This is a genomic window from Pseudomonas sp. NPDC089996, assembly GCF_044748405.1.
Taxonomy (GTDB): domain Bacteria; phylum Pseudomonadota; class Gammaproteobacteria; order Pseudomonadales; family Pseudomonadaceae; genus Aquipseudomonas.
Genome location: NZ_JBIVGA010000001.1, coordinates 474,710 through 501,679, shown reverse-complemented (window position 1 = coordinate 501,679; position 26,970 = coordinate 474,710). Strand labels below are relative to the sequence as shown.

The window sequence follows — 26,970 nt, the reverse complement described above, 5'->3', positions numbered from 1 at the left end:
CTCCGGTTAGTGGGCGACGGCGGCAGCGCCGTGTTCGTCGATCAGTGCGCCGTTGTAGAAGCGGTCCATGGAGAACGGCGCAGCCAGTGGGTGCATTTCGCCCTTGGCCAGGCTCGCGGCGAAGACGTTGCCCGAACCTGGGGTCGCCTTGAAGCCGCCAGTCCCCCAACCGCAGTTGAAGAACATGTTCTTGACCGGGGTCTTGGTGATGATCGGGCAGGCGTCTGGCGAGGTGTCGACGATGCCGCCCCACTGGCGGTTCATGCGAACGCGCGACAGGTTGGGGAACATCTCGACGATGGCCTGCAGGGTATGCTCGATCACCGGGTACGAACCGCGCTGGCCGTAGCCGACCCAGCCGTCGATACCGGCGCCGATCACCAGGTCGCCCTTGTCGGACTGGCTGATGTAGCCGTGTACGGCGTTGGACATGATCACGCTATCGATGATCGGCTTGATCGGCTCGGAGACCAACGCTTGCAGCGGGTGCGATTCCAGCGGCAGGCGGAAGCCGGCCAGCTTGGCCATGTGCCCGGAGTTACCGGCGGTGACCACGCCGACGCGCTTGGCGCCGATGAAGCCTTTGTTGGTTTCCACACCGATGACCGCGCCGTTTTCCTTGCGGAAGCCGATCACTTCGGTCTGCTGGATCAGGTCCACGCCCAAGGCGTCGGCAGCACGTGCGTAGCCCCAGGCCACGGCGTCGTGACGGGCCACGCCACCACGGCGCTGCACGGTTGCACCGAGGATCGGGTAGCGGGTGTTCTTCGAGCAGTCCAGGTACGGGATTTCGGCCGCGACCTGGGCGGTGTCGAGCAGCTCGCCATCGACGCCATTGAGGCGGTTGGCGCTGACGCGGCGCTCGGAGTCGCGAATGTCCTGCAGGGTGTGGCACAGGTTGTAGACGCCGCGCTGGGAGAACATCACGTTGTAGTTGATGTCCTGCGACAGGCCTTCCCACAGTTTCATGGCGTGCTCGTACAGCTGAGCCGACTCGTCCCACAGGTAGTTGGAACGCACAATGGTGGTGTTACGGGCGGTGTTGCCGCCGCCCAGGTAACCCTTCTCGATCACCGCGACGTTGGTGATGCCGTGTTCCTTGGCCAGGTAGTAGGCCGTGGCCAGGCCATGGCCGCCACCGCCGACGATGACCACGTCGTAGACCTTTTTAGGGGTCGGCGTGCGCCACATGCGCTGCCAGTTCTCGTGGTGGCTGAGGGAGTGTTTGAAAAGGCCGAAGCCCGAGTAGCGTTGCATGGTCGTTTACTCCACTCAGCGGTAAACAGGGAAGTCGGCGCACAGGGCCGCGACGTTCTTCGCCACATCGGCTTCGACGTCGGCGTCACCGAGGTTGTCGAGGATGTCGCAGATCCAGCCGGCCAGGGCCACGCACTGCGCGACCTTGAAGCCGCGGGTGGTGACGGCCGGGGTGCCGATGCGCAGGCCCGAGGTGACGAACGGCGACTGCGGGTCGTTCGGCACGGCGTTCTTGTTGACGGTGATGTGCGCGCGTCCCAGGGCGGCGTCGGCATCTTTGCCGGTCAGGCCCTGACGGATCAGGCTGACCAGGAACAGGTGGTTGTCGGTACCACCGGAAACCACGTCGTAGCCACGGTCGACGAACACCTGGGCCATGGCCTGGGCGTTTTCGATCACTTGCTTCTGGTAGCTCTTGAACTCAGGCTCCAGCGCCTCTTTGAAGCACACGGCCTTGGCGGCGATAACGTGCATCAGCGGGCCGCCCTGGGCACCCGGGAATACGGCAGCGTTGAGCTTCTTCTCGATCTCTTCGTTGGACTTGGCCAGGATCAGGCCGCCCCGTGGACCGCGCAGGGTCTTGTGGGTGGTGGTGGTGACCACATCGGCGAACGGGATCGGGTTCGGGTACAGACCAGCGGCAACCAGGCCGGCGACGTGGGCCATGTCGACGAACAGCAGCGCACCCACCTTGTCGGCGATGGCGCGGAAGCGTGGGAAGTCGAGGGTCTTGGAGTAGGCCGAGAAGCCGGCAACGATCATCTTCGGCTTGTGCTCGACGGCCAGGCGCTCGACTTCGTCGTAGTCGATCAGGCCAGTGTCGGTGTTGATGCCATATTGAACGGCGTTGTACAGCTTGCCCGAGGACGACACCTTGGCGCCGTGGGTCAGGTGGCCGCCGTGGGCCAGGCTCATGCCGAGGATGGTGTCACCGGCCTGCAGCAGGGCCAGGTAGACGGCGCCGTTGGCCGAGGAGCCGGAGTGCGGCTGGACGTTGGCATAGTCGGCGCCGAACAGCTGCTTGGCGCGTTCGATGGCCAGTGCCTCTACCTTGTCGACGTGCTCGCAGCCACCGTAATAGCGCTTGCCCGGGTAGCCTTCGGCGTACTTGTTGGTCAGGCCGCTGCCCTGGGCCTGCATGACGCGCTTGGAGGTGTAGTTTTCCGAAGCGATCAGTTCGATGTGGTCTTCCTGACGCTGTTCTTCGGCATTCATCGCCGCCAGCAGTGCATCGTCATAACCCTGGATCTGGTCTTGCTTGCTGAACATCGTGTATCTCCCGGCAGCGATCGTTTTTTGTCGTAGGGCACTGTGGCCCTTTGTGGCGATGTTATGACTGGCCGGGGCGGGTCAGATGCCTGCGCACGCCTTGCAATGGCGCGTTTACGACATTCGCTTTGTGTTGCTCATGCCGGCCTCTTCGCGGGCACGCCCGCTCCCACAGTGATTGGCGTGCGCAGGCCCCTTGTGGGAGCGGGCGCGCCCGCGAAGAGGCCAGTACAGACGACACAGCAAGAGCTTGTATAGGCAACCGCCGAATCGATGGTTTAGAGTGCTGTTCTGCGTCGTTCACAGGACAGTAGTGTCATGACAGACAAGAGCCAGCAATTCGCCAGCGACAACTATTCCGGTATCTGCCCCGAAGCCTGGGCGGCCATGGAAAAAGCCAACCACGGCCACGACCGCGCCTACGGCGACGACCAGTGGACCGAGCGTGCCTCGGAATACTTCCGCAAGCTGTTCGAAACCGACTGCGAAGTGTTCTTCGCCTTCAACGGCACTGCCGCCAACTCCCTGGCCCTGGCCTCGTTGTGCCAGAGCTACCACAGCGTGATCTGCTCCGAGACCGCCCACGTCGAAACCGACGAATGCGGCGCGCCTGAGTTTTTCTCCAACGGCTCAAAACTGCTGACCGCGCCCAGCGTCAACGGCAAGCTGACGCCTGAGTCGATCCGCGAAGTGGCGCTCAAGCGCCAGGACATCCACTACCCCAAACCACGGGTGGTCACCCTCACCCAGGCGACCGAGGTCGGCACCGTCTATCGCCCCGATGAGCTCAAGGCCATCAGCGCCACCTGCAAGGAGCTGGGCCTGAACCTGCACATGGACGGCGCGCGCTTCACCAATGCCTGCGCATTCCTTGGCTGCAGCCCCGCCGAACTGACCTGGAAGGCCGGTGTCGACGTGCTGTGCTTTGGCGGCACCAAGAACGGCATGGCGGTAGGCGAGGCGATTCTGTTCTTCAACCGCCAGCTGGCCGAAGACTTCGACTACCGCTGCAAGCAGGCCGGGCAGCTGGCGTCGAAGATGCGCTTCCTGTCTGCGCCGTGGGTCGGGTTGCTTGAAGATGGCGCCTGGCTGCGCCATGGCAACCACGCCAACCATTGCGCGCAATTGCTGGCGTCGCTGGTGAGTGATTTGCCGGGGGTTGAGCTGATGTTCCCGGTGGAGGCCAACGGGGTGTTCCTGCAGATGCCGGAGCACGCGATTGAAGCGCTGCGTGGCAGGGGGTGGCGCTTCTATACCTTTATTGGCAGCGGCGGTGCGCGGTTCATGTGCTCGTGGGATACCGAGGAAGAGCGGGTGCGTGAACTGGCGGCGGATATCCGCAGCATCATCGCCGCCTGACAGGACGCATTCGCGGGCACGCCCGCTCCCACAGTGTTACCGCCGCCTTCGAGCGCTGTGCAGTACCTGTGGGACCGGGCAAGCCCGCGAAGAAGCCAACACCGATCTAAAGCTTGAACCCACCCATCTGCCGCGCCAAATCATCGGCCAAGCCACGCAAGGCCTGGCATTCCTCGCGACACCCCTGCACCTCGGCCGCCGTCTCCCGCGCCAAATCGGAAATCCCCTGCACCGTGCGGTTGATCTCCTCGGTCACCGCCGACTGTTCCTCGGTCGCCGTAGCCACCTGGTGGTTCATGTCGCTGATGTGCTCGACCTGATCGGTAATTGCGCTCAACGACGCGCCAGTACGCTGGCTGGACTGCACACCACTGCCAGTCGCCTGCTGCCCCGCCTGCATCGAACTCACGGCGGAACCCGCCCCCTGCTTTAGGCGCTGGATCATCTGCTGCACTTCATCGGTGGACAGCTGAGTACGCCGGGCCAACGTACGCACTTCGTCGGCCACTACCGCAAAGCCACGGCCCATTTCCCCTGCCCTGGCCGCTTCGATGGCAGCATTCAGTGCCAGCAAGTTGGTCTGTTCGGAAATACTGCGGATCACAGCAAGAACCTCGTCGATCGAGGCAACTTCGTCAGCCAGCTGGCCGACCGCATCGGCCGCCTTGCCGATATCGTCCGACATGCCCTCAATACCTCGGATCGAACGCTGCACCACTTCGCGTGCCTGCAACGCCTCTTCCCGCGCCGACTGTGATGCCTGGGCCGCATCGCCGGCATTGCGTGCGATGTCCTGCACGGTCAGGCCCATTTCATGGACGGCCGTGGCAACCATTTCGGTCATTTCCTGCTGCCGCCCGGAACGCACGGCCGTGTTATCCACAACCTGCGTCACTTGCTCCACGGCCCGGAGCAGGCGCTCGCTGGTACGCAGCACCTCGCCGATCAAACCACGCTGGCTGTCGAGGAAGCGGTTGAAACCACGGGCCAGGTCGCCCAGTTCATCCTGGCGGGCATCATCCAGGCGGTGGCTGAGGTCGCCGCCACCACTGCCAATCTGCACCAGCGCGCTGGTAACGCGACGAATCGGCCGCACCAGGCCACGCGCCAGCAGGACTACCAGCAGCAGCGAAATCAACGCAACCGCGCCGCCGATCAGGCTGGTCAACCACACCGCCTGGCGCATCTGGGCGTAGATCTCCGACTCTGGCACCTCGGCCACCAAGGTCCAGTTGAGATCGCGCAGCGGCAACCCCAAGGCTACATAGGTTTCGCCATTGCGACTGAAGCGGCTGCTTTGCAACTTGCCCGCCGGGGTCAACACCGCCTTGGCAGCTTCGGCACCCACCTGCTCGGCAAGCTGGCGCTTGCCGCTGGAGGCGTTGTCCGGATGAACCTGGATCAGGCCATCGTTGCGCACGAGGAAGACTTTGCCGTGCTCGCCGAAGCTGAAGTCGTGGATCAGTTTCGACAGCTCGCTCATGCGCAGGCCCATGCCGGCTACACCCACAAGCTGGCCGGCCTTTTCCACGCGGTAGTCGATGAACAGCGCCAGCTCGCCGGTAGAGCCGTCGATATCGATATTGACCAGGCGCTCGGCCCCGCTGTCGATGTACCCGTAGAACCAGGCGTCCTTGGGATTGGAGCGGCTCAGGGTGCGGTCGAGGCCTTTCTCGTTGTAGTAATGGCCGCTACCGGTGGCGGCGAACATGGTGGTGAACGCGTGGTTGCGTAGCCGCGCGGCTTCCAGGTATTCGATGAAGCGAGGTGCCTCGGCGGGGTCTTCACCCGCCGCCAGCCAGTCGCGCAGCAGGGTATTGCCGGCGATGTCGGCTGCAGCCACCAAGGGCTGGCCAAGCATGCGCTCGATGTCGTTGCGGATGGCTTCGATGCTGGCCGGCAAAGCGGTATCGACCAGGTAACGTTCGGTCAGGCGGTTGAGCGCCACCGTGAAGATGACCACCACCACCAGGATGCTCGCCAGCAGGGCAGCGCCCATGCTCGCAATCAATTGCCACTGGATGCTTTTACGCCAGATACGCATGCCCCTGCTCCCCGCTAATTATTGTTTTGCGAGGAGTGTATACACTTGCGTATTCAGTTAATCCAGTGATCTGGAACAATGGGGCTGCTTCGCAGCCCCAGGGATCTATCAGGACTCAGCAATGGTCCGGACGATAGCGTCCACCGTGGCATCGATCTGCGCCTGGGTACGCTCGAGGGTCTGCTGGTGTTCTTTCTGCAGCTCGACCTGCTTGGAACACAAATTCAGCGCGGCCAGCACCAGCAGCTTGTCGCCGATCAGGGTCGGGTACTGGCGCTTGGTCTCGTTCAGCGCGGTATTGAGCATCCGCACTGCCTGGGCCAAGGTCTCTTCCTGGCCTTCGGGCGCCTTGATCGAATAGTCGATGCCGAGGATCGACACGACATTGATCGGCTGCGCTTGCAGTCTCATGCGCCAACGACGCCTGCGTTGGCGCGGTCAACCAGAGCCTGCAGGCGTGCAGCGGTACTGCCGTTCTTCTCCTCCTGCTCCATCAGCGACAGCTGCAGGGTCTCGTTTTCTTCCTTGGCCTGGGCCAGTTCCTGGCCCAGGGCGGAGTTCTGCTCGGTGAGTTGAGCGTTTTTCTGCATCAGGTCGCTGACCAGTTGCTCGATTTGATTCAGGGAGGCTTCCAGCATGGGGCTATCTCGGGTTGTTGCAAAGGGCGCACACGATAAAGAAAAGTCTGAGCCCCCGCCATTAAATATCGGATTCTTAAGGTTTCTACCCCGCAGATTGACAGGGTATCGCCCTCCTTGTTCCGACTTGAGTCAACCGTCGGTCAGGTAAATAGTTAGCTGGCTCACATTTTCTTCCAGTCAGGCTCAAGACTGCCAAGTCACGACCGATAGACAGGCAGGTCATATTTCGTCGCACGGACCGCGCCTCCATCCCCTGCCTGGACTCTTTCCCATGTCATTACGCAACATGAACATCGCCCCGCGCGCGTTGCTCGGGTTCGCCCTGATCGGCGTGCTCATGCTCGGCCTTGGTATTTTCTCGCTCATCCAGATGGGCAACATCCGACAGGCCGGTGTGGTCATCGAAAATGTCAGCGTGCCCAGCATCAAGACGCTGGACGAGCTGACGGCGCTCAACCTGCGCATGCGCACCCTGTCCTATCGCCTGCTGCTCAACCGCGACCCGGAGACCCAGCGCGATACCTTCAACCTGCTGGACCAGCGCAACGCCCAGATCGACCGCGCCCGCCAGGCCTACCTGCCGTTGATCGGTGCCGCCGACGAACAAGCCGCCTTCGACCAGTACACCCAGCTGCTCAACCAGTACCGCCAGCTCGAATCGCGCATGCGCAGCCTGAGCCAGGCCGACCGCCTGGACGATCTGCGCGACCTGCTCAACCGCGACCTGCTGGCCAACTCCGACCAGATCAACAAGGTCATGGATACCTTGGTGCAGATCAACACCGACCAGACCCGCGCCACCAATCAGACCGCCGCCAGCCAGTACGGCTCTGCCTTCGCTTTGGTGATCGGCCTGCTGATCGCCGCCACCGTACTGACCTTCCTCTGCGCCTTCCTGCTGACCCGCAGCATCGTCAAGCCGATCGAGGAAGCGCTGCAGGCTGCCGAGCAGGTAGCCGATGGTGACCTGACCAAGGTCATCCGCGCCGAGGGCACCGACGAAGCCGCCCGCCTGCAGCGTGCCATGGCCCGCATGCAGGACAAGCTGCGCGACACCTTGCAACTGATTGCCGGCTCCGCCACCCAGCTTGCGTCCGCAGCGGAAGAGCTGAACTGCGTCACCGACGAAAGCGCCCGCGGCCTGCAACAGCAGAACAACGAAATCGAACAGGCGGCTACCGCCGTCACCGAGATGACCAGCGCCGTGGAAGAAGTGGCGCGCAATGCGGTCAGCACGTCGGAGGCTTCAAGCGAAGCCAGCCGCTCTGCCGGCGACGGTCGTGACCTGGTCATAGAAACCGTCGGTGCCATCGAGCGCATGAGCGGTGACGTGCAGGCCACCGCCAAGCTGATCACTCACCTGGCCGAGCAATCGCGCGACATCGGCAAGGTGCTCGACGTGATCCGCGGCCTGGCTGACCAGACCAACCTGCTGGCGCTGAATGCGGCGATCGAAGCAGCACGTGCTGGTGAGGCCGGCCGTGGTTTTGCCGTAGTGGCGGATGAAGTGCGGGCACTGGCCCACCGTACCCAGCAGTCGACCAGCGAGATCGAGCGCATGATCGGCAGCATCCAGGGCGGCACCGAAGAGGCAGTGGAATCGATGCGTACCAGCACCGAGCGCGCCGAGTCGACGCTGAACATCGCCAAGGGAGCGGGCATGGCGCTGGACACCATTGCTGGGGCTGTGGCACAGATCAACGAGCGTAACCTGGTGATCGCCAGTGCGGCGGAGGAGCAGGCTCAGGTGGCGCGGGAGGTGGACCGCAACCTGGTGAACATCAATGATCTGTCGGTGCAGAGCGCTACAGGGGCGCATCAGACCAGCGCGGCGAGTGCCGAGCTGTCGCGCCTGGCAGTGGATTTGAACGGGTTGGTGGCGCGCTTCCGTACCTGACTTCAGAAAGCCGGGGCCGCTTTGCGGCCCTTTCGCGACACAAGGCCGCTCCTACAGGGGGTGCGTTCCCTTGTAGAAGCGGCCTTGTGTCGCGAAAGGGCTGCGAAGCAACCCCTGCAATTCCGAATCAATAATCGATCCGCACATCCCCTTTCGGCACACTGCAGCACGACAGGATGTAGCCCTCGGCTTCGTCCTCTTCGGTAATCCCGCCGTTGTGCTCCATTTCCACCTCGCCACCCAGCTTGAGCACCTTGCACGTCCCGCAAATACCCATGCCGCAGGCTTTCGGGATCATCAGCCCGACCTTCGCCGCCGCCGCATGCACGGTCTCGCCCGGGGCTACGCGGATGCTCTTCTCGCTGCCGATGAACTCCACCAGGTTAAGGTCGGAAACATCCAGCTCCGGCGCATCGGCGGCCTGTTCGGCATGCTCCACCGCATCGGCCTTGGCCTCTGCCGGCGTCGCCCCGAACGATTCCTCGTGGTAGTTCTTCATGTCGAAGCCGACCGCTTCGAGCATGCGCTTGACCGCCGTCATGTAGGGCGTCGGGCCGCAGCAGAACACCGTGCGCTCCATGTAGTCCGGCGCGATCAGCTCCATCAGGCGCTGGTTGAGGTAGCCGCGATAACCCGCCCATGGCTCACCCAGCCCGTGCTTCTCACAGATGATATGCAGGCTGAAGTTGGGGATGCGCGACGCCATCTGCTCCAGCTCGCGGTGGTAGATGATGTCTTTCGGCGAGCGGGCGCTGTGCACGAAGACCATGTCGACGTTGGCGTTGGTGTCGTAGAACCAGCGCGCCATCGACATCACCGGGGTGATGCCCACGCCACCGGACAGGTACAGCACCTTGCCCGCCGGGAAGTCGATGGCGTTGAACAACCCCACCGGCCCGTGCACCGGCAGCTCGGCGCCCTCATGCATGGTGTCGTGCAGGTAGTTGGACACATGCCCGCCCGGCACCCGCTTGACCGTGATCGAGAAGCTGTAAGGCACCGATGGCGAACTGGAGATGGTGTACGAGCGCATCACCGGCTTGCCGTCGATCTCCAGCTCCAGGGTGACGAACTGCCCGGGCTTGAAGAAGAACATGATCGGCTGGTCGGCCATGAAGCAGAAGGTGCGCACGTCCCAGGTCTCCTGGATGACCTTGACGCAGCGCACGATGTGGCGGCCGTTGGCCCAGGTCTGTGTGCTGACCGGATTGAGGAAGGTATCGGACATGTTCATCTCCAGCGGCCGACTATTGGCCTTTTTATGGCTTGGATAATGCGCAGTCTGAAGGCGACGTACATTCCTGCCAGCGACATCGGCGTGCTTATCGCGACCAGCCCCATGCTACAAGGGCTGGCGCGTCGTAATTCAAATCGGCCATGTCGCCCATGGATACGGTTCACGGCGTCTTCGGACGCACACTCCACGGCAAAACAACACGCTGCTTTGTCATGCAGCCCTGCGGCACCACAACAACGATTAGCCACCTTTTGCCGGCCGCGCACGGCCCCGAGGAATACACGATGGACGTCACCGCAACCCTGAGCCTGGGCGATCCACTGGAACCTGCACGCAAGGCAACCGCCGAGATGCTGCAGACCCGCGAGCGCACCTACTCGCTGCCCCAGCCTTTCTACACCGACGAGCGTCTGTTCCAGATCGACATGCAGGAAATCTTCCACAAGGAGTGGCTGATCGCCGGCATGACTTGCGAGATTCCGGCCAAGGGCAACTACATCACCCTGCAGATCGGCAAGAACCCGATCCTGGTGGTGCGTGGCGCCGAAGGCAAGGTGCATGCCTTCCACAACGTCTGCCGCCACCGCGGCTCGCGCCTGTGCGTCAGCGACAAAGGCAAGGTGGCCAAGCTGGTCTGCCACTACCACCAGTGGACCTACGAGCTGGACGGCCGCCTGCTGTTCGCCGGCACCGAAATGGGTGCCGACTTCGACATGAAAGAGTATGGCCTCAAGCCCGTGCACGTGAAGGTCGCTGGTGGCTACATCTTCATCAGCCTGGCGGAAAACCCGCCAGCCATCGACGAGTTCCTGGCCACGCTCGAGCATTACATGGAACCGTACGACATGGAGAACACCAAGGTGGCGGTGCAGACCACCTTGATGGAAAAGGCCAACTGGAAGCTGGTGCTGGAAAACAACCGCGAGTGCTACCACTGCTCCGGGTCGCACCCAGAACTGCTGCAAACCCTGCTGGAGTGGGACGACACCAACGACCCCCGCGCCGACCAGGCCTTCAAGGACCACGTGGCCGCCTCTGCCGCCGCCTGGGAAGCCGAAAAGATCCCGTACCTGCACAAGAGCCACGGCCTGCGTAACCGCATCGTGCGCATGCCGCTGCTCAAGGGCACCGTGTCGATGACCATGGACGGCAAGCAGGCCTGCCAGAAACTGATGGGCCGCATCAAGAACCCGGACCTCGGCTCGATGCGCATCCTGCATCTGCCGCACTCGTGGAACCACTGCATGGGCGACCACATCATCGTGTTCACCGTGTGGCCGATCAGCGCGCAGGAGACCATGGTCACGACCAAGTGGCTGGTGCACAAGGATGCCGTGGAAGGCGTGGACTACGACCCTGAGCGCATGCGCAAGGTGTGGGATGCCACCAACGACCAGGACCGTCGCCTGGCGGAAGAGAACCAGCGTGGGATCAACTCCACGGCGTACCAGCCAGGGCCGTATTCGAAGACTTACGAGTTTGGTGTGGTCAATTTCATCGACTGGTACAGCCAGCGGGTGTTGGAGAACCTGGGGGCGGAGCCAGCGCCGTATTTGAAGGAAGTGCTGGCGCAGTAAGCAATACCGGAGCTTAAAGCGAAACTGTGTAGGGTGCAGGGCGGGTAGACCTTATCCGCCTTGCAGCCCCCTCAAAACCCCTGCCTACTGCGGACAGCATCTCGTCCACCATCGTCAGATCCAATAGCGTTTCCCAGGCCACCGACGGAATTTCACCTGGATTGCCGCGCAAGTAAACGAACACTTCGTGCGCTGCAGCAAAACTCCCTGTCGAACCACCGCTCAGGTTGGTGACCGTATTACCTGCAGCAAACACATCCGTAAGCGTTTGCAGGTTTGGGCTCACCCCGTATGCCGCAGCCGTTACCTGCCCGGCTACGCCGAAAGCGCCCGTCATGGCGAACTGCTGATTTGAAACCCTTGCCAGATGGGACAATTCCTCATGAGAAGAGGGACTGGTGGTCGTTTCGATGCCGGTCGAGAGGGCACTCATGCTGGCCTGCGTAGCTGACCTGCGACCCACTATATTCTTCATCGTACGCACTGTTGCGCCGAACAACGTGGCGCTACTGGAAACCACGCCAACAGCTCTGAGCAAAACACTCAACCAGAAAGCGCCGCTTGGATCATGTCGATTTACCGGGTCAGCGCCACAATAAACGTACGCATTGATGCCTCCCTTGGAGAACGGGCTTAGCGAGTCAGGCGTCATGAAGCGCATCAAGGTTGGGCTGTAGAAACGTCGACCCTTTCCCAGCGGATAACTACCCGTCAACAAGTCGCGATACTGGCCACAGAAGGCCAGCCCTGGTGCAGGGGGAGCCCTTAGGGCACCAAAGGGCGAATAGGCACGTGGACCAAAAGACGTTCCACCCAGAACAGACTGTTGCCAATCAACCATAAACAAGAATGTCGCCATGACTTATCCACAAACGGAAAGACCTATGGATACGTTAACTGCAGCTTGAAAGCTTGAGTACTAGCAAAAATATCAGGCAAGCTTCTGATCATAATTTGATCAATCCTGCCAATGCAGCGTAGTTATTGAGCTACAGCGGACTTCTTACACCTTGTCCACAGAGACACCAACAGAGTTTGTGAGCAAATGAGCTACTATGGAAATCGTGCTGTGGATAAGCGACTCAACTCCCTGATTATTCGAGCTCCAAGAGCCTATTAATCAATTTGAGTACTTATTGATCAATTTGTCCGAGCCCTTTGTCTACGGGGCTTACAACCAATGCCAAACAGATTATCCACAGACCGGCTAACAGCGATTGTGGGCAAATTCAGTCCCTGACGCCACACGCCTTATTCAACTCACTCAAAAGAAGCTGATCATTTTTCGTCCATATCGCCGTAGGCCAAGCTAGCTAGGGCCTGCAGCTATGCACCAACACTTTATCCACACCTTGGCAAACAGATTCCGTGGGCAAAATCGCAAGGCACCTGGCATTTTTACCAGTATCGCCAGTTTGCCCTTTGTGCTTCAGTAGTGGCCACTACTTTGGCATTATTCAGGAGTGACTTATGCACAGGCGCCTGAGCGGGACCGTGAGATGGTTCGATGAAGGCCGCGGGATGGGGGTAATCAGCACCGAGAGACAAGGGTGGGATTACCTGGTTTTGCGCTGTGCAGCAAGGGATGGGGAACTGACGACGGGGGCGCGGGTGTCGTTTCAGCCAGTGACGGAAGGATTGGCGAACTGGGCATTCAACGTATCACCACTCTTTGTAGGAGCGGCCTTGTGTCGCGAAAGGGCTGCGAAGCAGCCCCAGGATATCAGCGCGGTTGCACATATTGCCGGGGCTGCTTTGCAGCCCATTCGCGACACAAGGCCGCTCCTACAAGAAAGCGCAGCCAGGCTCAGCGCAGTACGCCCTCCTCCACCAACAGCTTGAGGATGGCTTCGGCGCCTTCCTGTGGAGAAACATCCTTCAACACCTTGCCGCCGCCTCCGCTGGCCTTGGCCGTTGCGGCCTTCATCCGGTCGGCACCGCTCTTGGCCTTGATCACCTTGAGCCGCTTGGGCCGTGGCCGCGCCGGCTGCAGTTCGCCTTCAGCCAGCAATTGGTCCTCGACGATTGCCACATTGCGCGCCGCCAGCACACCTCGACGGGCTGGGCCGAAAGCGCTCTGGCGCGGCTTGGGCGCGGCGTTATCCACAGTCGCCAACAACGGCAGACGCACCTTCAGCCGACGCCGTTGGCCGCGTGGCAGCGCTTGCAGCACCAGGGCAGTACCGTTGTCGATCGACTCCACTTCGGCCAGCCCCACCACCAGCGGCCAACCGAGTTTCTCGGCGAGCAGGAACGGCAGCATCCCCGACCCTTCACCCGTCTCGGCCTGGCTGCCGGTCAGCACCAGCTGGGCGCCAGCATCGCGCAGATAATCACCCAGCACGCCCAGCACATCGGCGCCGGCCGGTTGTTCCAGCACATCGAGATGGTCCAGGCCCATGCCCAGGTAGCCGCGCAGTGCCTCTTCCCTGGGGTCGCCGGCATGCACCACCTGCAAGTTATCCCCAGCCAGTTGCAAACCCAGTTCCACGGCGCGGGCATCCTGCTCGGCGCGGCGGGCGCGGCCGGAGCTGGGGTGGGCACCGATGGAAACCAGGCTGATCACTTTCGTACTCATGCTCGTGCCCTTATGCCGCGTCGCGCTGGCCGCCGCTGCGGAAGTTGTCCACAGCCTCGATCAACGCCTGGAGGATTGCCGAACTGTCGCCAATCACTGACAGGTCGGCCCGTTTGATCATGTCGCAGCCCGGGTCCATGTTGATCGCCACCACCTTGTCGCAGGCGCCGATGCCTTGCAGGTGCTGGATCGCGCCGGAGATACCCACAGCCACGTAGACCCGTGCGGTCACCCAGGTGCCGGTAGCACCCACCTGGCGGTTGCGCGGCATGAAGCCGTCGTCCACCGCCACCCGCGAGGCGCCTTCGGTGGCGCCGAGGGCCGCAGTGGCCTTGTGGTACAGGTCCCAGTCCTTGACGCCGTTGCCGCCCGAAACGATGAACTCGGCCTCGGCCATGGCGATGGTCGCAGGATCCACAGCCACCGAGCCTAGATCCTCGATACGCGACAGGCTGCGCGCCACGTTTGTGGGCAACTCGACCGGCAGCGCTTCGTGACGGGTTTCGCTGACCGGCTCGGCACACTCCGCCGCGCCCAGGATCAGGCGGGGCACGGTGCGTTGCAGGTCTTGCAGGCCGGCACCGGCACGGCCGATGCACTGGCCGTCCTTGACCTGCCACACCCGCGTTGCCGGGCGCTCGCCCAATGCCGCGCCGAAACGCCGGCCCAGTTCGCCGCCACCGGTGCGGCTGTCTGGCAGCAGCCAGTGGCGCGGGGTGAACTGGTTATCCACAGCACGCAGGCCCTGCACCAGCTGCTCCGGTGCATAACCTTCGAATTCTTCGCCTTCGAGCACCAGCAGGCGGTCGACACCGGCTGTGGAAAAGTTGCTTTCCTTATGTTCGCCAAACACCACCGCAAGCACTGCGCCGTCGCTGCCAGCCAAACTATGGGCCAGGCCCAGAAGGTCGCGGTCGTGGCTGCTCAGCCGGCCGCCGACCATGTCTGGCACGACGGCGATGTAGAACGCCGGTGCCGGTACCTGATGCAGCGGCAGCTGCACCTCGGCGGCCGCCGTACGCCGCCCACCGACGCCCGTGCCCTGCTGGGCACCGGTTCGGTCGATACGCTTGATACCGGCCGGACCCACGAAACCTGCCGCGATGGCATGGGGGTTCTTGCGGATGATGCCGTTTGGCCCCATCCAGCTCGTCTGTTGCGTCTGCATCGCCGCATGCAGCGGATGCAGACGGTTACGGGCGATCCACTCGGCGCGAGGGTCGCGGCGGATGATGTCGCTCATCAATGCACCTCCGCAGGTTCACGTTTGACCGTTGGCGACTTTGGGGCCGCGGGAGTTTCCTCTTCGATCAGCACATCGGCTACCAGCTCGGCGAGGTCCTTGATCTGTGGGCGCGGTTCGACCACGCCTTCGAGCATTGCGGTGCACTGTGGGCACCCCACGGCCACAAGCTCCGCCTGGGTCTCGCGGATATCGTCCATGCGCATGTCCGGGATCCGCTGCTTGCCCGGGATGTCGGTGATCGGCGCACCACCGCCACCGCCACAGCAGCGGGAACGGAAGCCCGAACGCTCCATCTCGCGCACTTCGATCCCAAGCGCCTTGAGCACTTCACGCGGGGCTTCGTACTCGCCGTTGTAACGGCCCAGGTAGCACGGGTCGTGGTAGGTGACGCTGCCGCCCTTGTGCTGGCCGAGGTTGAGCTTCTTGGCCGCGATCAGTTCGGCGATGTAGGTGCTGTGGTGCTGCACCGCGTATTCGCCGCCCAACGCGCCGTACTCGTTCTTCAGCACATGGAAGCTGTGAGGGTCGCAGGTGACGATGCGCTTGAACTTGTACTTGGCCAGGGTCTGGATATTGCGTTTGGCCAGTTGCTGGAAGGTTGCCTCATCGCCCAGCCGGCGTGCCACATCACCGCTGTCGCGCTCTTCCAGGCCAAGCACGGCGAAGTCCACGCCTGAAGCCTTGAGCACCTTGACGAACGAACGCAGGGTGCGCTGGTTGCGCATGTCGAAGGCACCGTCGCCGACCCAGAACAGCACTTCGGTGGTTTTCACCTCCGACAGCAGTTGCAGGTTGAGGTCGGCCGCCCAGTTCATCCGCCCGCCCGGGGCGAAGCCACCAGGATTGTCGGTGGCGATGAGGTTTTCCAGCACCTCGGCACCCTTGTTCGGGGTCGCGCCCTTTTCCAGGGTGAGGTGGCGGCGCATGTCGACAATGGCATCGACGTGCTCGATCATCATCGGGCATTCCTCGACGCAGGCGCGGCAGGTGGTGCATGACCACAGCGTCTCGGCGTCGACCAGGCCGTTGACGATCGGCTGGTGCGGGTTGCCGCTGTGCTCGCCGATCGGCTTGCCCGGGTACGGGCTGCCGGCAAAGTTGGCATCGCTGCCACCGGCCAGGCCGATGACCATGTCCTGGATGAGTTTTTTCGGGTTCAGTGGCTGGCCGGCGGCGAATGCCGGGCACATGGCTTCACATTTGCCGCACTGCACGCAGGCATCGAAGCCGAGCAGCTGGTTCCAGGTGAAGTCCACCGGTTTTTCCACGCCCAAGGGTGAGTTTGGGTCTTCCAGGTCCAGCGGCTTCAGGCCGGTGGAGCGGCCGCCGCCGAAGCGTTCGGCGCGGCGGTGCCACGCCAGGTGCAGGGCACCGGCGAAGGCGTGCTTCATCGGGCCGCCCCAGGTCATGCCGAAGAACAGCTCCGACACGCCCCACAGTACGCCCAGGCCAAGGATGCCGACCATCACCCAGCCGCCGGTATTGGCCGGCAGGATGCCGGCGACGGGCAAGGTGGCGATGAAGAAGCTGGCCGCGAACACCAGCAGGCTTTTCGGCAAGCGCATCCACGGGCCCTTGGACAGGCGCGAAGGCGGGTTCAGGCGACGTTTGAAGACGAAGATGGCGCCCGTGAACATGATGACCGTGGCCACCAGCAACGCGTAGCCGAGGATCTTGCTCTGCAGGCCGAAGCCGTGTACCAGGATCGCCAGCGCGGCCGACAGCACGAAGCCGCCAGCGGTGGCCACGTGGGTTTTGGACATGTACTTGTCGCGCTCGACCACGTGGTGCAGATCGACCAGATAGCGCCGCGGCATGGCCAGCAGGCCGCCGATCAGGTTGACCTGGCTCGGCCGGCCACGCCGCCACATACGCACCCGGCGCAGGGCGCCGAGCACGGCCAGGCCCAGGGCCGCGAACAGCAGGATGGGTAGAAGGGTGTTCAACATGGGAGGCTCCCACAACAGCTGGATTCTTGCGCCACCTCAGGGGCGGCGCGGACCCCTGTAGGAGCGGCCTTGTGTCGCGAAAGGGTCGCGGAGCGGCCCCAGCATTCTCAGCGCTGATGAATAGCTGGGGCCGCTTCGCAGCCCTTTCGCGACACAAGGCCGCTCCTACAGGGGGGCCAGTCCCGCCTCTAGAGAGGCGGTGCGATCAGAAGTCCTTGCACAGGCGCAAGGCGTCGTAGATCGCCGCATGCACGTTGCGCTGGGCCACGCAGTCGCCGATGCGATACAACAGGTAACCCTCGCCCGGCTGGCTGAGGATCGGCTGTGGCTTGATGGCGAACAGCGCCTCCACGTCGATCTGGCCCTTGTTGCGCGAACCTTCCTTCAGCGCGTAATACAGCTGCTCGTCCGGACGCACGCCGTTTTCCACCACCACCTGATCGACCACGCGTTCTTCCTTGGCGCCGGTGTATTCGTTCTCGAGTACGGCCACCAGCTTGTCACCCTCGCGGTAGACCTTTTCCAGCATCATGTCGCCGGTCATGATCACTTCTTTGGGATACATGCTGCGGTAGTAGGTCGGGAAGGTGGTACCGCCCATGGCCACGCCCGGCTTGATGTCGTCGGTGACGATCTCGACCTGGCTGCCCTTGTCGGCGATGAAGTCGGCCACCGACATGCCAGTGAATTCGCAGATGGTGTCGTACACCAGCACGTTCTTGCCCGGCGCGACCTTGCCGTCGAGCACGTCCCAGCTGCTGACCACCAGCCCTTCAGCGGCGCCCCAGTGCTCGTTCTGCTCGAGGAACGAATGGCCACCTACCGCCAGCACGATCACGTCCGGGCGCAGGTCCTGAATGGTCGCCACGTCAGCGGCGGTACCCAGGCGCAGGTCGACCTTCAGGCGCGCCAGCTCCAGCTGGTACCAACGGGTGATACCGGCAATCTGGTCACGCTGGGGTGCCTTGGCAGCAATGGTGATCTGCCCGCCGATCTGGTCTTTCTTCTCGAACAGGGTCACATCATGGCCGCGTTCGGCAGCCACGCGGGCCGCTTCCATGCCGGCGGGGCCTGCACCAACCACCACCACCTTGCGCTTGACCCCGGTGGTCTTCTCGATGATGTGCGGCACGCCCAGGTATTCACGGGAGGTCGCGGCGTTCTGGATGCACAGCACATCCAGGCCCTGGTACTGGCGGTCGATGCAGTAGTTGGCACCGACGCACTGCTTGATCTGGTCGATCTGGCCCATCTTGATCTTGGCGATCAGGTGCGGGTCGGCCATGTGCGCACGGGTCATGCCGACCATGTCCACGTAACCGCCTTCCAGAATACGCGTGGCCTGGTTCGGGTCCTTGATGTTCTGCGCATGCAGCACCGGGACCTTGACCACTTCCTTGATGCCGGCCGCCAGGTGCAGGAACGGCTCCGGCGGGTAGCTCATGTTGGGGATGACGTTGGCCAGGGTGTTGTGGGTGTCGCAGCCCGAGCCGACGACGCCGATGAAGTCGAGCATGCCGGTGGCGTCGTAGTAGGCGGCGATCTGCTTCATGTCCTCATGGCTGAGGCCATCGGGGTGGAACTCGTCGCCGCAGATCCGCATGCCCACGCAGAAGTCGTCGCCGACTTCGGCACGCACGGCCTTGAGCACTTCCATGCCGAACTTCATGCGGCCTTCGAAGGTGCCGCCCCATTCGTCGGTACGCTTGTTGACCCGCGGGCTCCAGAACTGGTCGATCATGTGCTGATGCACGGCCGACAGTTCCACGCCGTCCAGGCCACCCTCTTTGGCACGCCGCGCAGCCTGCGCGTAGTTGCCGATCACCCGCCAGATCTCTTCCACCTCGATGGTCTTGCAGGTGGCGCGGTGCACGGGTTCACGGATGCCCGACGGCGACATCAGGGTCGGCCAGTTGAAGCCGTCCCAGCGCGAGCGGCGGCCCATGTGGGTAATCTGGATCATGATCTTGGCGCCATGCTTGTGCATGGCGTCAGCGAGGTTCTGGAAGTGCGGAATGATGCGGTCGGTCGACAGGTTGACCGAGGCCCACCACTCCTGCGGGCTGTCGATGGCGACCACCGACGAGCCGCCGCAGATCGCCAGGCCGATGCCGCCCTTGGCCTTCTCTTCGTAGTACTTCACATAGCGGTCGGTGGTCATCCCGCCGTCGGTGGCATACACCTCGGCGTGCGCGGTGCTGAGCACACGGTTGCGGATGGTCAGTTTGCCGATCTGGATCGGCTGGAACATTGCTTCGAAGGCCATGACGCTATCTCCGGCTTACAACGGCTTTGTAACGAACAGGCCATCTTCGTGGCCTTCTTCCGACCCGCCGTAGACCTGTTCGGCCACGGTGCGGATCTTGCTGCCGCGGGCAGCGAGAATCTGGTCCATGGCACCGGCGAACCAGCCGGTGAACATGTAGTCGACCTTGCGGCCGCATTTGCCATAGACGTACACGAATGCAGAGTGCTTGAGCTTGACGCTGCAGGTGCCTTTATCCAGGTCGATGTCCTGGATCTCGAACAGGCCCCAGCCACGCTGGCTCAGGCGCTTCATGTAGTGCTCGAACACCGCCACACCTTCCAGGCCATGGCATTCGGCTTCCTTTTCGCACCAGTGCCAGGCGGACTTGTAGCCGGCCTTGTAGAGGATCTCGGCGTAGGCGTCGGCGCCCAGCACTTCCTCGATGCCAATGTGGTTGTTGACGAAGAAATGACGTGGCACATACAGCATCGGCAGGGCGTCGCTGGTCCAGACACCGGTTTCGCTGTCGACTTCGATTGGCAATTGCGGGGCGATCTTGGCCATGGAAACTCAACTCCATAAAAATTTTGTTTGATCAAAAGCCGATCTGGCTTTTGCTTTTATAAACAGCCGCAGTGAGTGCTGTTGGGGCCGTAGCGAGCGCGTCGAGCGCAAGGAAGGGCCGAAGCGAAAAGCGAGACAGTGCCGAGGCACGGCGAGCTTTTCGTGAGGGCCTGACGCAGCGATCGGCGTGCGCAGTAGGCCCCAGCAGTGCTCACTCGCCCCAGACGTCCTTGAGGACATTCACCCAGTTCTCGCCCATGATCTTGCGTACCACGCGCTCGGAATGGCCGCGCTTGAGCAGGGTCTCGGTGAGGTTGGGGAATTCACCGACCGTGCGGATGCCCAGCGGGTTGATGATCTTGCCGAAGTTGGTCAGGCGACGGGCGTAGCCCTTGTCGTGGGTCAGGTACTCGAAGAAGTCCTGGCCGTGGCCCTGGGTGAAGTCGGTACCGATACCGATGGCGTCTTCACCGACGATGTTCATGGTGTACTCGATGGCTTCGGCGTAGTCGTCGATGGTCGAGTCGATGCCTTTGGCCAGGAACGGGGCGAACATGGTCACGCCGACGAAGCCGCCGTGGTCGGCGATGAACTTGAGCTCCGCGTCCGACTTGTTGCGCGGGTGTTCCTTCAGGCCAGAAGGCAGGCAGTGGGAGTAGCAGACCGGCTTCTTCGATTCGAGGATGACTTCCTCACTGGTCTTGGAGCCGACGTGGGACAGGTCGCACATGATGCCGACGCGGTTCATTTCGGCGACGATCTCGCGGCCGAAACCCGACAGGCCGCCGTCACGCTCGTAGCAGCCGGTGCCGACCAGGTTCTGGGTGTTGTAGCACATCTGCACGATGCCCACGCCCAGCTGCTTGAACACATCGACGTAGGCGATCTGGTCTTCGAACGCATGGGCGTTCTGGAAGCCGAAGAGGATGCCGGTCTTGCCCAGCTCCTTGGCCTTGCGGATGTCGGCGGTGGTACGCACCGGCATCACCAGGTCGCCGTTGTCGCGGATCAGCTTCTGGCTGGCGGCGATCTGGTCGACGGTCGCCTTGAAGCCTTCCCAGACCGACACCGTGCAATTGGCCGCAGTCAGCCCGCCTTTGCGCATGTCCTCGAACAGCTCGCGGTTCCATTTGGCAATGATCAGGCCGTCGATGACGATGCTGTCGGCGTGAAGTTCGGCTGGGCTCATCAGGCTGTCCCCTTTTGTTGATTTGGGCCGCGCCGAATCTTCTGCCGGCGCTTTGGGGCCAGCATATGCCTGTGCCCAAAGGCGCCCCGATGCAAAAACGACAGGGGGTTTGCCGAAAGCGTCAATGCGCGACATCGCGGCCTCTGGCACGGGGTCTGGCGATGAGAGACAGTCTCGATAGCGACATTTCCCGCCGTTTCATGAACATTTCGTCAGAGAGCTATCGTCTTCTCTGCGGCTGAGCGAGAATCCAGCCGATGGGTCAGCCGTGTTGAGGAGAAAACGGATGAAATCAATGGCATGGCTGGTACTGCTGGCTGTGGTGTCGGGCGCACAGGCCGGCGAAGAAGAAAGCACGCCGTGCGACAACGTCGAGAGCGACCAGCAGACCTTCGCCTGCGCTGCGTTCAACAAGCAGACCGCCGAGCGCGAGCTCAAATCGGCATACGATGACCTGATCCAGCGCATTCGCGACCAGTATGCCGATGAAGGCGACAAGGCCACGGCCTTGGCCGGGCGCATGGAGGCCGCCGAGAAGCTGTGGACGCAGCTGCGCGATGCCGACTGCAAGGTCGAGACCTATGCCGAGAAGCCCGGCAGCAAGGCGTTCCAGGCAGCCTGGGATACTTGCGTGGCGCAGCGCAGTGATGACCGATCGGAATATCTGCAGTCCATCGGCCAGCAGTAAACCTGCACCGTGGCGCCATTCTTTGTAGGAGCGGCCTTGTGTCGCGAAAGGGGTGCGAAGCGCCCCCAGGATTTTTGCTCAGGCAGATATTGATGGGGCCGCTTGGCGGCCCTTTCGCGACACAAGGCCGCTCCTACAAAAGCCCGTCATACAGCTCTGGCCAACCGGTCCTCCCGCGGACACCGCTCGAACCGCACCCGGTAGCAGCGGGTAAAGTATGAAGCCGACTCGAACCCGCACGCCACCGCCACCTCCAGCACGCTCATGTCGGTCTGGCGCAACAACTGCCGCGCCTTGTCCAGCCGCAAGCGCAGATAGAAGCCACTGGGCGTGTCGTCCAGATGCAAACGGAACAGCCGCTCCAGCTGCCGCCGCGTCACCTGCACCGCATCGGCCAGCACTTGGGTATTGAGCGGCTGCTCGATATTGCGCTCCATCTCGCCGATCACCTTCACCAGCTTCTTGTTGCTGATGCTGTAACGGCTGGCGATCTGCATGCGCTGGTGATCCTGGCGCGGCCGAATGCGCCCGAGCACGAACTGCTCGGACACCTGCACCGCCAGTTCGCTGCCATGGGCCTGGGCAATCAGGTCGAGCATCAGATCGATCGAAGCGGTACCGCCCGCGCAGGTGATGCGCCGCCGGTCGATCTCGAACAGCTCCTGGGTCACCTGCGAACGCGGGTAGCGTTCCTTGAACGCGTCCAGCGCCTCCCAGTGCAAGGTCGCCCGATAGCCATCGAGCAATCCGGCCTCGGCCAGCACCATGGGACCTGTGTCGATGCCACCGAGGATCACCCCTTGGTGATCGAGCCGGCGCAAAGCCTGCTGCAGCGGCGGGCCATAGCAGGCCAGCGGATCGAAGCCGGCAACGATCAGCAGGATCCCGCCCGGCTCGCCCTCCCCCAGCGCACCATCGGCGTTCACCGACATGCCATTGCTCGCCAGCACCGCCCCGCCGTCCAGGCTCAGCACCCGCCAGCGGTATGACGGCCCCTTGAAACGGTTTGCCACACGAAGGGGCTCCAGGGCGCTGATGAACCCCATGGCCGAGAACCCCGGCAGCAGCAGGAAGTGGATCAGTTGCGGCATTGCGTGCTCCACGGCAAAGGTAGTCGCCTCCGTGCAAATCTTGGTCGCCAGGGTGCGATTTTCCACCCTGGCGCCAGCGTAGCTTATTCACACGGTCCGCAGAGGCCGCCCTCAATAACAATATGCACTGCCGATGGAGAGCCACCATGCACAGCTTGATCCGCCGCAGCCTGTTGACCCTTGCCCTGAGCAGCATCGCTTCCACCCCGCTTTTCGCCGCCGAGCCCGCAGCCTGCAAGAACGTGCGCCTGGGCGTGGTGAACTGGACCGACGTCATCGCCACCAGCGCCATGGCCCAGGTGCTGCTCGATGGCCTGGGTTACCAGACCAAGCAGACCAGTGCTTCGCAGCAGATCATCTTCGCCGGTATCCGCGACAAGCGCCTGGACATGTTCCTGGGTTACTGGAACCCGATCATGACCCAGACCATCACCCCATTCGTCGACGCCAGCCAGGTCAAGGTCCTCGAAAAACCCAGCCTGGAAGATGCCCGCGCCACCCTCGCCGTGCCGAAGTATCTGTATGACAAAGGCCTGAAGACCTTCGCCGACATTCACAAATTCGAGAAGGAGCTGGGCGGCAAGATCTACGGCATCGAGCCGGGCTCCGGTGCCAACACCCAGATCAAGGCCATGATCACCAAGAACCAGTTCGACCTGGGCAAGTTCCAGCTCGTCGAGTCCAGCGAGGCTGGCATGCTCGCCGCCGTCGACCGCGCCGTGCGGCGCAAGGAAGCGGTGGTGTTCTTCGGCTGGGCGCCGCACCCGATGAACGTGAACATCGACATGGCCTACCTGGGCGACAGCCAGGATGCCCTGGGCCCGGACGAAGGCCGCGCCACGGTGTGGACGGTGACCGCGCCGGACTACGCCGAACGCTGCCCCAACGCCCACCGCCTGCTGGCCAACCTGAAGTTCAGCGCCGAAGACGAGAGCCGCATGATGCAGCCGCTGCTCGACCACAAGGATGCGCTGGCGTCGGCCCGCCAGTGGCTCAAGGACCACCCCGAGGACAAGGCCCGCTGGCTTGAAGGTGTGACCACCTTCGATGGCAAGCCTGCCGCCGACAACCTCAAGCTCACCGCCAACTGACAGGGCCCTTTCGCGGGCACGCCCGCTCCCACAGGTTACGCACATGTCAGGGGCACAACGGCCCCTGTGGGAGCGGGCATGCCCGCGAAAAGGCCAACACCGACACCACAAGGAACCGCCATGAACCACGACGTCATCATCACCTGCGCCCTCACTGGCGCTGGCGACACGGTCGCCAAAAGCCACCTGGTCCCGGTCACCCCGAAACAGATCGCCGAAGCCGCCGTGGAAGCCGCCAAGGCCGGCGCCACCGTGGTCCACTGCCATGTCCGCGACCCGCAGACCGGTCGCTTCAGCCGCGACGTGAACCTCTACCGCGAGGTCATGGAGCGCATCCGCGAGGCCGACGTGGACGTCATCGTCAACCTCACTGCCGGCATGGGCGGCGACCTGGAAATCGGCCCGGGCGAATCGCCGATGGAATTCGGCCCCGGCACCGACCTGATCGGCCCGCTGGAACGCCTGGCCCATGTCGAAGCGCTGCTGCCGGAAATCTGCACGCTCGACTGCGGCACCCTCAACTTCGGCGACGGCAACGCCATCTACGTCTCCACCCCCGCGCAACTGCGCGCCGGTGCCAAGCGCATTACTGAACTGGGTGTGAAAGCCGAGCTGGAAATCTTCGACACCGGCCACCTGTGGTTCGCCAAACAGATGATGAAAGAAGGCCTGCTCGAAGACCCGCTGTTCCAGCTGTGCCTGGGCATCCCATGGGGCGCGCCGGCCGACACCACCACCATGAAAGCGATGGTCGACAACCTGCCGGCCAACGTCACCTGGGCCGGTTTCGGCATCGGCCGCATGCAGATGCCGATGGCAGCGCAAGCCGTGCTGCTCGGCGGCAACGTGCGGGTCGGCCTGGAAGACAACCTGTACCTGGACAAAGGCGTGCTGGCCAGCAACGGCCAGCTGGTGGAACGCGCCGCAGAAATCATCACCCGCATGGGTGGCCGCGTGCTCAGCCCGGCCGAAGGCCGGGAAAAAATGAACCTCAAGCGCCGCTGATTCGCCTCAGGAGACCGATATGCCCTTCATCACCGAGATCAAGACCTTCGCCGCCCTGGGTAGCGGCGTGATCGGCAGCGGCTGGGTCGCCCGCGCCCTGGCCCACGGCCTGGACGTGATCGCCTGGGACCCGGCGCCCGGTGCCGAGCAGGCCCTGCGCAAGCGCATCGCCAATGCCTGGCCTGCCCTTGAGAAACAAGGCCTGGCATCCGGTGCCGCACAGGACCGGCTGAAGTTCGTAACCACCATCGAGGAATGTGTGCGCGACGCCGACTTCATCCAGGAAAGCGCGCCAGAGCGCCTGGACCTCAAGCTCGACCTGCATGCGAAGATCAGCGCCGCCGCCAAGCCCGATGCAATCATCGGGTCCAGCACCTCGGGCCTTTTGCCGAGCGAATTCTACGAGTCATCCACCCACCCCGAGCGCTGCGTGGTCGGCCACCCGTTCAACCCCGTGTACCTGCTGCCCCTGGTCGAGATCGTCGGGGGTAGCCGCACCGCGCCTGAAGCCGTCGAAGCGGCCAAGACCGTCTACACCGCCCTCGGCATGCGCCCGCTGCACGTGCGCAAGGAAGTCCCTGGTTTCATTGCCGACCGCCTGCTCGAAGCGCTGTGGCGCGAGGCCCTGCACCTGGTCAACGACGGCGTGGCGACAACCGGGGAAATCGACGACGCGATCCGCTTCGGCGCCGGCCTGCGCTGGTCGTTCATGGGCACCTTCCTCACCTACACCCTGGCCGGTGGTGATGCTGGCATGCGCCACTTCATGTCGCAGTTCGGCCCGGCGCTGAAACTGCCCTGGACCTACCTGCCAGCCCCAGAGCTGACTGACAAGCTGATCGACGATGTGGTGGACGGCACCTCCGATCAGCTGGGCGAGCACAGCATCGCCGCACTGGAGCGCTATCGCGATGACACGCTGCTGGCTGTGCTGGAAGCCGTAAAAACCAGCAAGGCCAAGCACGGCATGGCTTTCGGCGATTGAGGAGCCCACGATGCCCGCACTGATCACCTACCGCACCCCAGTCCAGGAGGACTGGGTCGACTACAACGGGCATCTGCGTGATGCCTTCTACCTGCTGATCTTCAGCTACGCCACCGATGCGCTGATGGAGCGCATCGGCCTGGACGCCGACAGCCGTGGGCAGAGTGGCAACTCGCTGTTCACTCTGGAAGCGCACGTCAATTACCTGCATGAGGTGAAACTGGGTACCGAGGTGTGGGTGCAGACACAGATCATCGGCTTCGATCACAAGCGCCTGCACGTGTATCACAGCCTGCATCGGGCCGGGTTCGACAAGGTGCTGGCTGCCAGCGAGCAGATGTTGCTGCATGTGGACCTGGCCGGCCCGAAGTCGGCGCCTTTCAGTGAACGGAGTACGGCACTGTTACATAGCCTGGTAGATGACCAGCGCGACCTGCCGACAGCGGAATTCGTCGGCCGAGTCCTGCAACTACCGCGCTGAAAGCGCAAAAAAATAACCCCGGAAAGCCGTGAGCGTCCGGGGCCAAGAGCGAGCAACATCCACTGTGCATGAGTGAGGGTGACCAAACCCTCGGGAACCGTGAATGGCTGCAGTGTGCTGGGTTCCCGGCACCCGCAATTAGCCGGGAGCGACCTGTTCTTAGCCAAACCAGCCATGGCGACATTCTGCCCTTGCGAGCTTGTCGCTGCGGACACAGAATCGGTCGTAAATCACAGCAGCACTCTCTTCGCGATAAAAGGGACAACAGCCATGATGCATGCGGATTTGATTGACCAGGACGACCTGGCAGGCCACCTGCGCGCGCGCGGGTTCGATATTCCCGCCGGGGCAAGCGCCGAGCAGGCCTGCGAGGCGGTAGTGCGTGGGCTGACCGAGCCCAATGCGCGGGCGCTCAAGGGCATGGTCGAGCAGATGTATACCGGCAGTGCGACGATTTTGCCGGCGGTGCGCCAGGCCATCGACAAGCAGCTGTTGCCGGCGCTGGCCCAGTTCAGCCGTCGCGCCTGATTTCTCCTGTTCCGGCCCTTTCGCGGGTGAACCCGCTCCCACAGGT

23 protein-coding genes and 2 pseudogenes are annotated in these 26,970 nt (G+C 62.9%); 10 read left to right on the top strand and 15 right to left on the bottom strand.

What is annotated here, in order from left to right; all coding sequences use genetic code 11:
* Positions 1–6: 6 nt before the first annotated feature.
* Positions 7–1,257 carry a sarcosine oxidase subunit beta family protein gene (locus ACIPW4_RS02370; RefSeq protein ID WP_400654418.1) on the bottom strand — a complete coding sequence of 417 codons (1,251 nt, stop codon included), beginning with the start codon at positions 1,255–1,257 and terminating at the stop codon, positions 7–9.
* 15 nt (positions 1,258–1,272) lie between these two features.
* The gene (locus tag ACIPW4_RS02365; RefSeq protein WP_060512215.1) at positions 1,273–2,526 is read right to left on the bottom strand and encodes a serine hydroxymethyltransferase; all 1,254 of its coding nucleotides are present in this window, start codon (positions 2,524–2,526) and stop codon (positions 1,273–1,275) included.
* 318 nt (positions 2,527–2,844) lie between these two features.
* On the opposite strand from ACIPW4_RS02365, the gene ACIPW4_RS02360 reads away from it, so the two are divergent.
* The gene (locus ACIPW4_RS02360) at positions 2,845–3,885 is read left to right on the top strand and encodes a low specificity L-threonine aldolase (RefSeq protein WP_400654416.1); all 1,041 of its coding nucleotides are present in this window, start codon (positions 2,845–2,847) and stop codon (positions 3,883–3,885) included.
* Positions 3,886–3,991: 106 nt separating this feature from the next.
* On the opposite strand, the gene ACIPW4_RS02355 is transcribed toward ACIPW4_RS02360, so the two are convergent.
* The 4 genes and pseudogenes from ACIPW4_RS02355 to ACIPW4_RS02340 all read right to left on the bottom strand — a co-directional run bounded on the left by ACIPW4_RS02355 (position 3,992) and on the right by ACIPW4_RS02340 (position 6,567).
* Positions 3,992–4,720, bottom strand: a complete 729-nt coding sequence (locus tag ACIPW4_RS02355; RefSeq protein WP_400654617.1) for a methyl-accepting chemotaxis protein — start codon at positions 4,718–4,720, stop codon at positions 3,992–3,994.
* 135 nt (positions 4,721–4,855) lie between these two features.
* Positions 4,856–5,884 (bottom strand): annotated as a pseudogene (locus ACIPW4_RS02350) (cache domain-containing protein); the annotation flags it as partial.
* 153 nt (positions 5,885–6,037) lie between these two features.
* On the bottom strand, positions 6,038–6,340 hold the full coding sequence (locus ACIPW4_RS02345; RefSeq protein WP_400654415.1) for a cell division protein ZapA: 303 nt from the start codon (positions 6,338–6,340) through the stop codon (positions 6,038–6,040).
* The gene (locus ACIPW4_RS02340) at positions 6,337–6,567 is read right to left on the bottom strand and encodes a hypothetical protein (RefSeq protein WP_400654413.1); all 231 of its coding nucleotides are present in this window, start codon (positions 6,565–6,567) and stop codon (positions 6,337–6,339) included. The genes ACIPW4_RS02345 and ACIPW4_RS02340 overlap by 4 nt, the downstream gene beginning before the upstream one ends.
* A gap of 274 nt (positions 6,568–6,841) precedes the next feature.
* Between ACIPW4_RS02340 and ACIPW4_RS02335 the strand changes: the two are divergent.
* Both ACIPW4_RS02335 and ACIPW4_RS02330 read left to right on the top strand, forming a co-directional pair.
* Positions 6,842–7,612: pseudogene (locus tag ACIPW4_RS02335) on the top strand (MCP four helix bundle domain-containing protein); the annotation flags it as partial.
* Entirely contained in the window at positions 7,595–8,467 is an 873-nt protein-coding gene (locus ACIPW4_RS02330; protein ID WP_400654616.1) for a methyl-accepting chemotaxis protein, read from the top strand. The pseudogene ACIPW4_RS02335 and the gene ACIPW4_RS02330, both read left to right, overlap by 18 nt.
* Before the next feature lie 127 nt (positions 8,468–8,594).
* Here ACIPW4_RS02330 and gbcB read toward each other — a convergent pair whose 3' ends face one another.
* Positions 8,595–9,695, bottom strand: a complete 1,101-nt coding sequence (gene gbcB / locus ACIPW4_RS02325; RefSeq protein WP_400654412.1) for a glycine-betaine demethylase subunit GbcB — start codon at positions 9,693–9,695, stop codon at positions 8,595–8,597.
* A 293-nt stretch (positions 9,696–9,988) separates the two neighbouring features.
* Here gbcB and gbcA point away from each other — a divergent pair, with 293 nt between their 5' ends.
* Positions 9,989–11,281: a glycine-betaine demethylase subunit GbcA gene (gene gbcA / locus ACIPW4_RS02320; RefSeq protein WP_400654410.1), complete on the top strand. Its 1,293-nt coding sequence runs from the start codon at positions 9,989–9,991 to the stop codon at positions 11,279–11,281.
* A 13-nt stretch (positions 11,282–11,294) separates the two neighbouring features.
* Here gbcA and ACIPW4_RS02315 read toward each other — a convergent pair whose 3' ends face one another.
* From ACIPW4_RS02315 to ACIPW4_RS02285, 7 genes are all read right to left on the bottom strand, one after another.
* A complete protein-coding gene (locus ACIPW4_RS02315; RefSeq protein WP_400654409.1) occupies positions 11,295–12,140 on the bottom strand; it encodes an RHS repeat-associated core domain-containing protein in 846 nt (281 codons plus the stop codon).
* 948 nt (positions 12,141–13,088) lie between these two features.
* Positions 13,089–13,859 (bottom strand): electron transfer flavoprotein subunit beta, encoded by a 771-nt coding sequence (locus ACIPW4_RS02310; protein WP_400654408.1) that lies wholly within the window; start codon positions 13,857–13,859, stop codon positions 13,089–13,091.
* Positions 13,860–13,869: 10 nt separating this feature from the next.
* On the bottom strand, positions 13,870–15,102 hold the full coding sequence (locus ACIPW4_RS02305) for an electron transfer flavoprotein subunit alpha/FixB family protein (RefSeq protein WP_400654407.1): 1,233 nt from the start codon (positions 15,100–15,102) through the stop codon (positions 13,870–13,872).
* A complete protein-coding gene (gene dgcB, locus ACIPW4_RS02300) occupies positions 15,102–17,054 on the bottom strand; it encodes a dimethylglycine demethylation protein DgcB (RefSeq protein WP_400654405.1) in 1,953 nt (650 codons plus the stop codon). Before dgcB ends, ACIPW4_RS02305 begins: the two co-directional genes overlap by 1 nt.
* Positions 17,055–17,259: 205 nt before the next feature.
* The gene (dgcA, locus tag ACIPW4_RS02295) at positions 17,260–19,320 is read right to left on the bottom strand and encodes a dimethylglycine demethylation protein DgcA (RefSeq protein ID WP_400654403.1); all 2,061 of its coding nucleotides are present in this window, start codon (positions 19,318–19,320) and stop codon (positions 17,260–17,262) included.
* A gap of 15 nt (positions 19,321–19,335) precedes the next feature.
* On the bottom strand, positions 19,336–19,866 hold the full coding sequence (locus tag ACIPW4_RS02290; RefSeq protein WP_008091518.1) for a DUF5943 domain-containing protein: 531 nt from the start codon (positions 19,864–19,866) through the stop codon (positions 19,336–19,338).
* A 211-nt stretch (positions 19,867–20,077) separates the two neighbouring features.
* Positions 20,078–21,055, bottom strand: coding sequence for a dipeptidase (locus tag ACIPW4_RS02285; protein WP_400654401.1), 978 nt, complete (start codon positions 21,053–21,055; stop codon positions 20,078–20,080).
* A gap of 286 nt (positions 21,056–21,341) precedes the next feature.
* Here ACIPW4_RS02285 and ACIPW4_RS02280 point away from each other — a divergent pair, with 286 nt between their 5' ends.
* Positions 21,342–21,743: a lysozyme inhibitor LprI family protein gene (locus ACIPW4_RS02280; protein WP_400654400.1), complete on the top strand. Its 402-nt coding sequence runs from the start codon at positions 21,342–21,344 to the stop codon at positions 21,741–21,743.
* Positions 21,744–21,889: 146 nt separating this feature from the next.
* On the opposite strand, the gene ACIPW4_RS02275 is transcribed toward ACIPW4_RS02280, so the two are convergent.
* Positions 21,890–22,834 (bottom strand): GlxA family transcriptional regulator, encoded by a 945-nt coding sequence (locus ACIPW4_RS02275; protein WP_400654398.1) that lies wholly within the window; start codon positions 22,832–22,834, stop codon positions 21,890–21,892.
* A gap of 146 nt (positions 22,835–22,980) precedes the next feature.
* On the opposite strand from ACIPW4_RS02275, the gene choX reads away from it, so the two are divergent.
* The 5 genes from choX to ACIPW4_RS02250 all read left to right on the top strand — a co-directional run bounded on the left by choX (position 22,981) and on the right by ACIPW4_RS02250 (position 26,924).
* Complete coding sequence (gene choX / locus ACIPW4_RS02270) at positions 22,981–23,925, top strand: choline ABC transporter substrate-binding protein (protein ID WP_400654397.1); 945 nt, start codon at positions 22,981–22,983, stop codon at positions 23,923–23,925.
* Positions 23,926–24,045: 120 nt separating this feature from the next.
* Positions 24,046–24,930 carry a 3-keto-5-aminohexanoate cleavage protein gene (locus ACIPW4_RS02265; protein ID WP_400654396.1) on the top strand — a complete coding sequence of 295 codons (885 nt, stop codon included), beginning with the start codon at positions 24,046–24,048 and terminating at the stop codon, positions 24,928–24,930.
* A gap of 19 nt (positions 24,931–24,949) precedes the next feature.
* Positions 24,950–25,915, top strand: a complete 966-nt coding sequence (locus tag ACIPW4_RS02260; RefSeq protein WP_400654395.1) for an L-carnitine dehydrogenase — start codon at positions 24,950–24,952, stop codon at positions 25,913–25,915.
* A 10-nt stretch (positions 25,916–25,925) separates the two neighbouring features.
* Positions 25,926–26,396 (top strand): thioesterase family protein, encoded by a 471-nt coding sequence (locus ACIPW4_RS02255; protein WP_400654394.1) that lies wholly within the window; start codon positions 25,926–25,928, stop codon positions 26,394–26,396.
* A 270-nt stretch (positions 26,397–26,666) separates the two neighbouring features.
* Positions 26,667–26,924, top strand: coding sequence for a hypothetical protein (locus tag ACIPW4_RS02250; protein ID WP_159412923.1), 258 nt, complete (start codon positions 26,667–26,669; stop codon positions 26,922–26,924).
* The last annotated feature ends 46 nt before the right edge of the window (positions 26,925–26,970 follow it).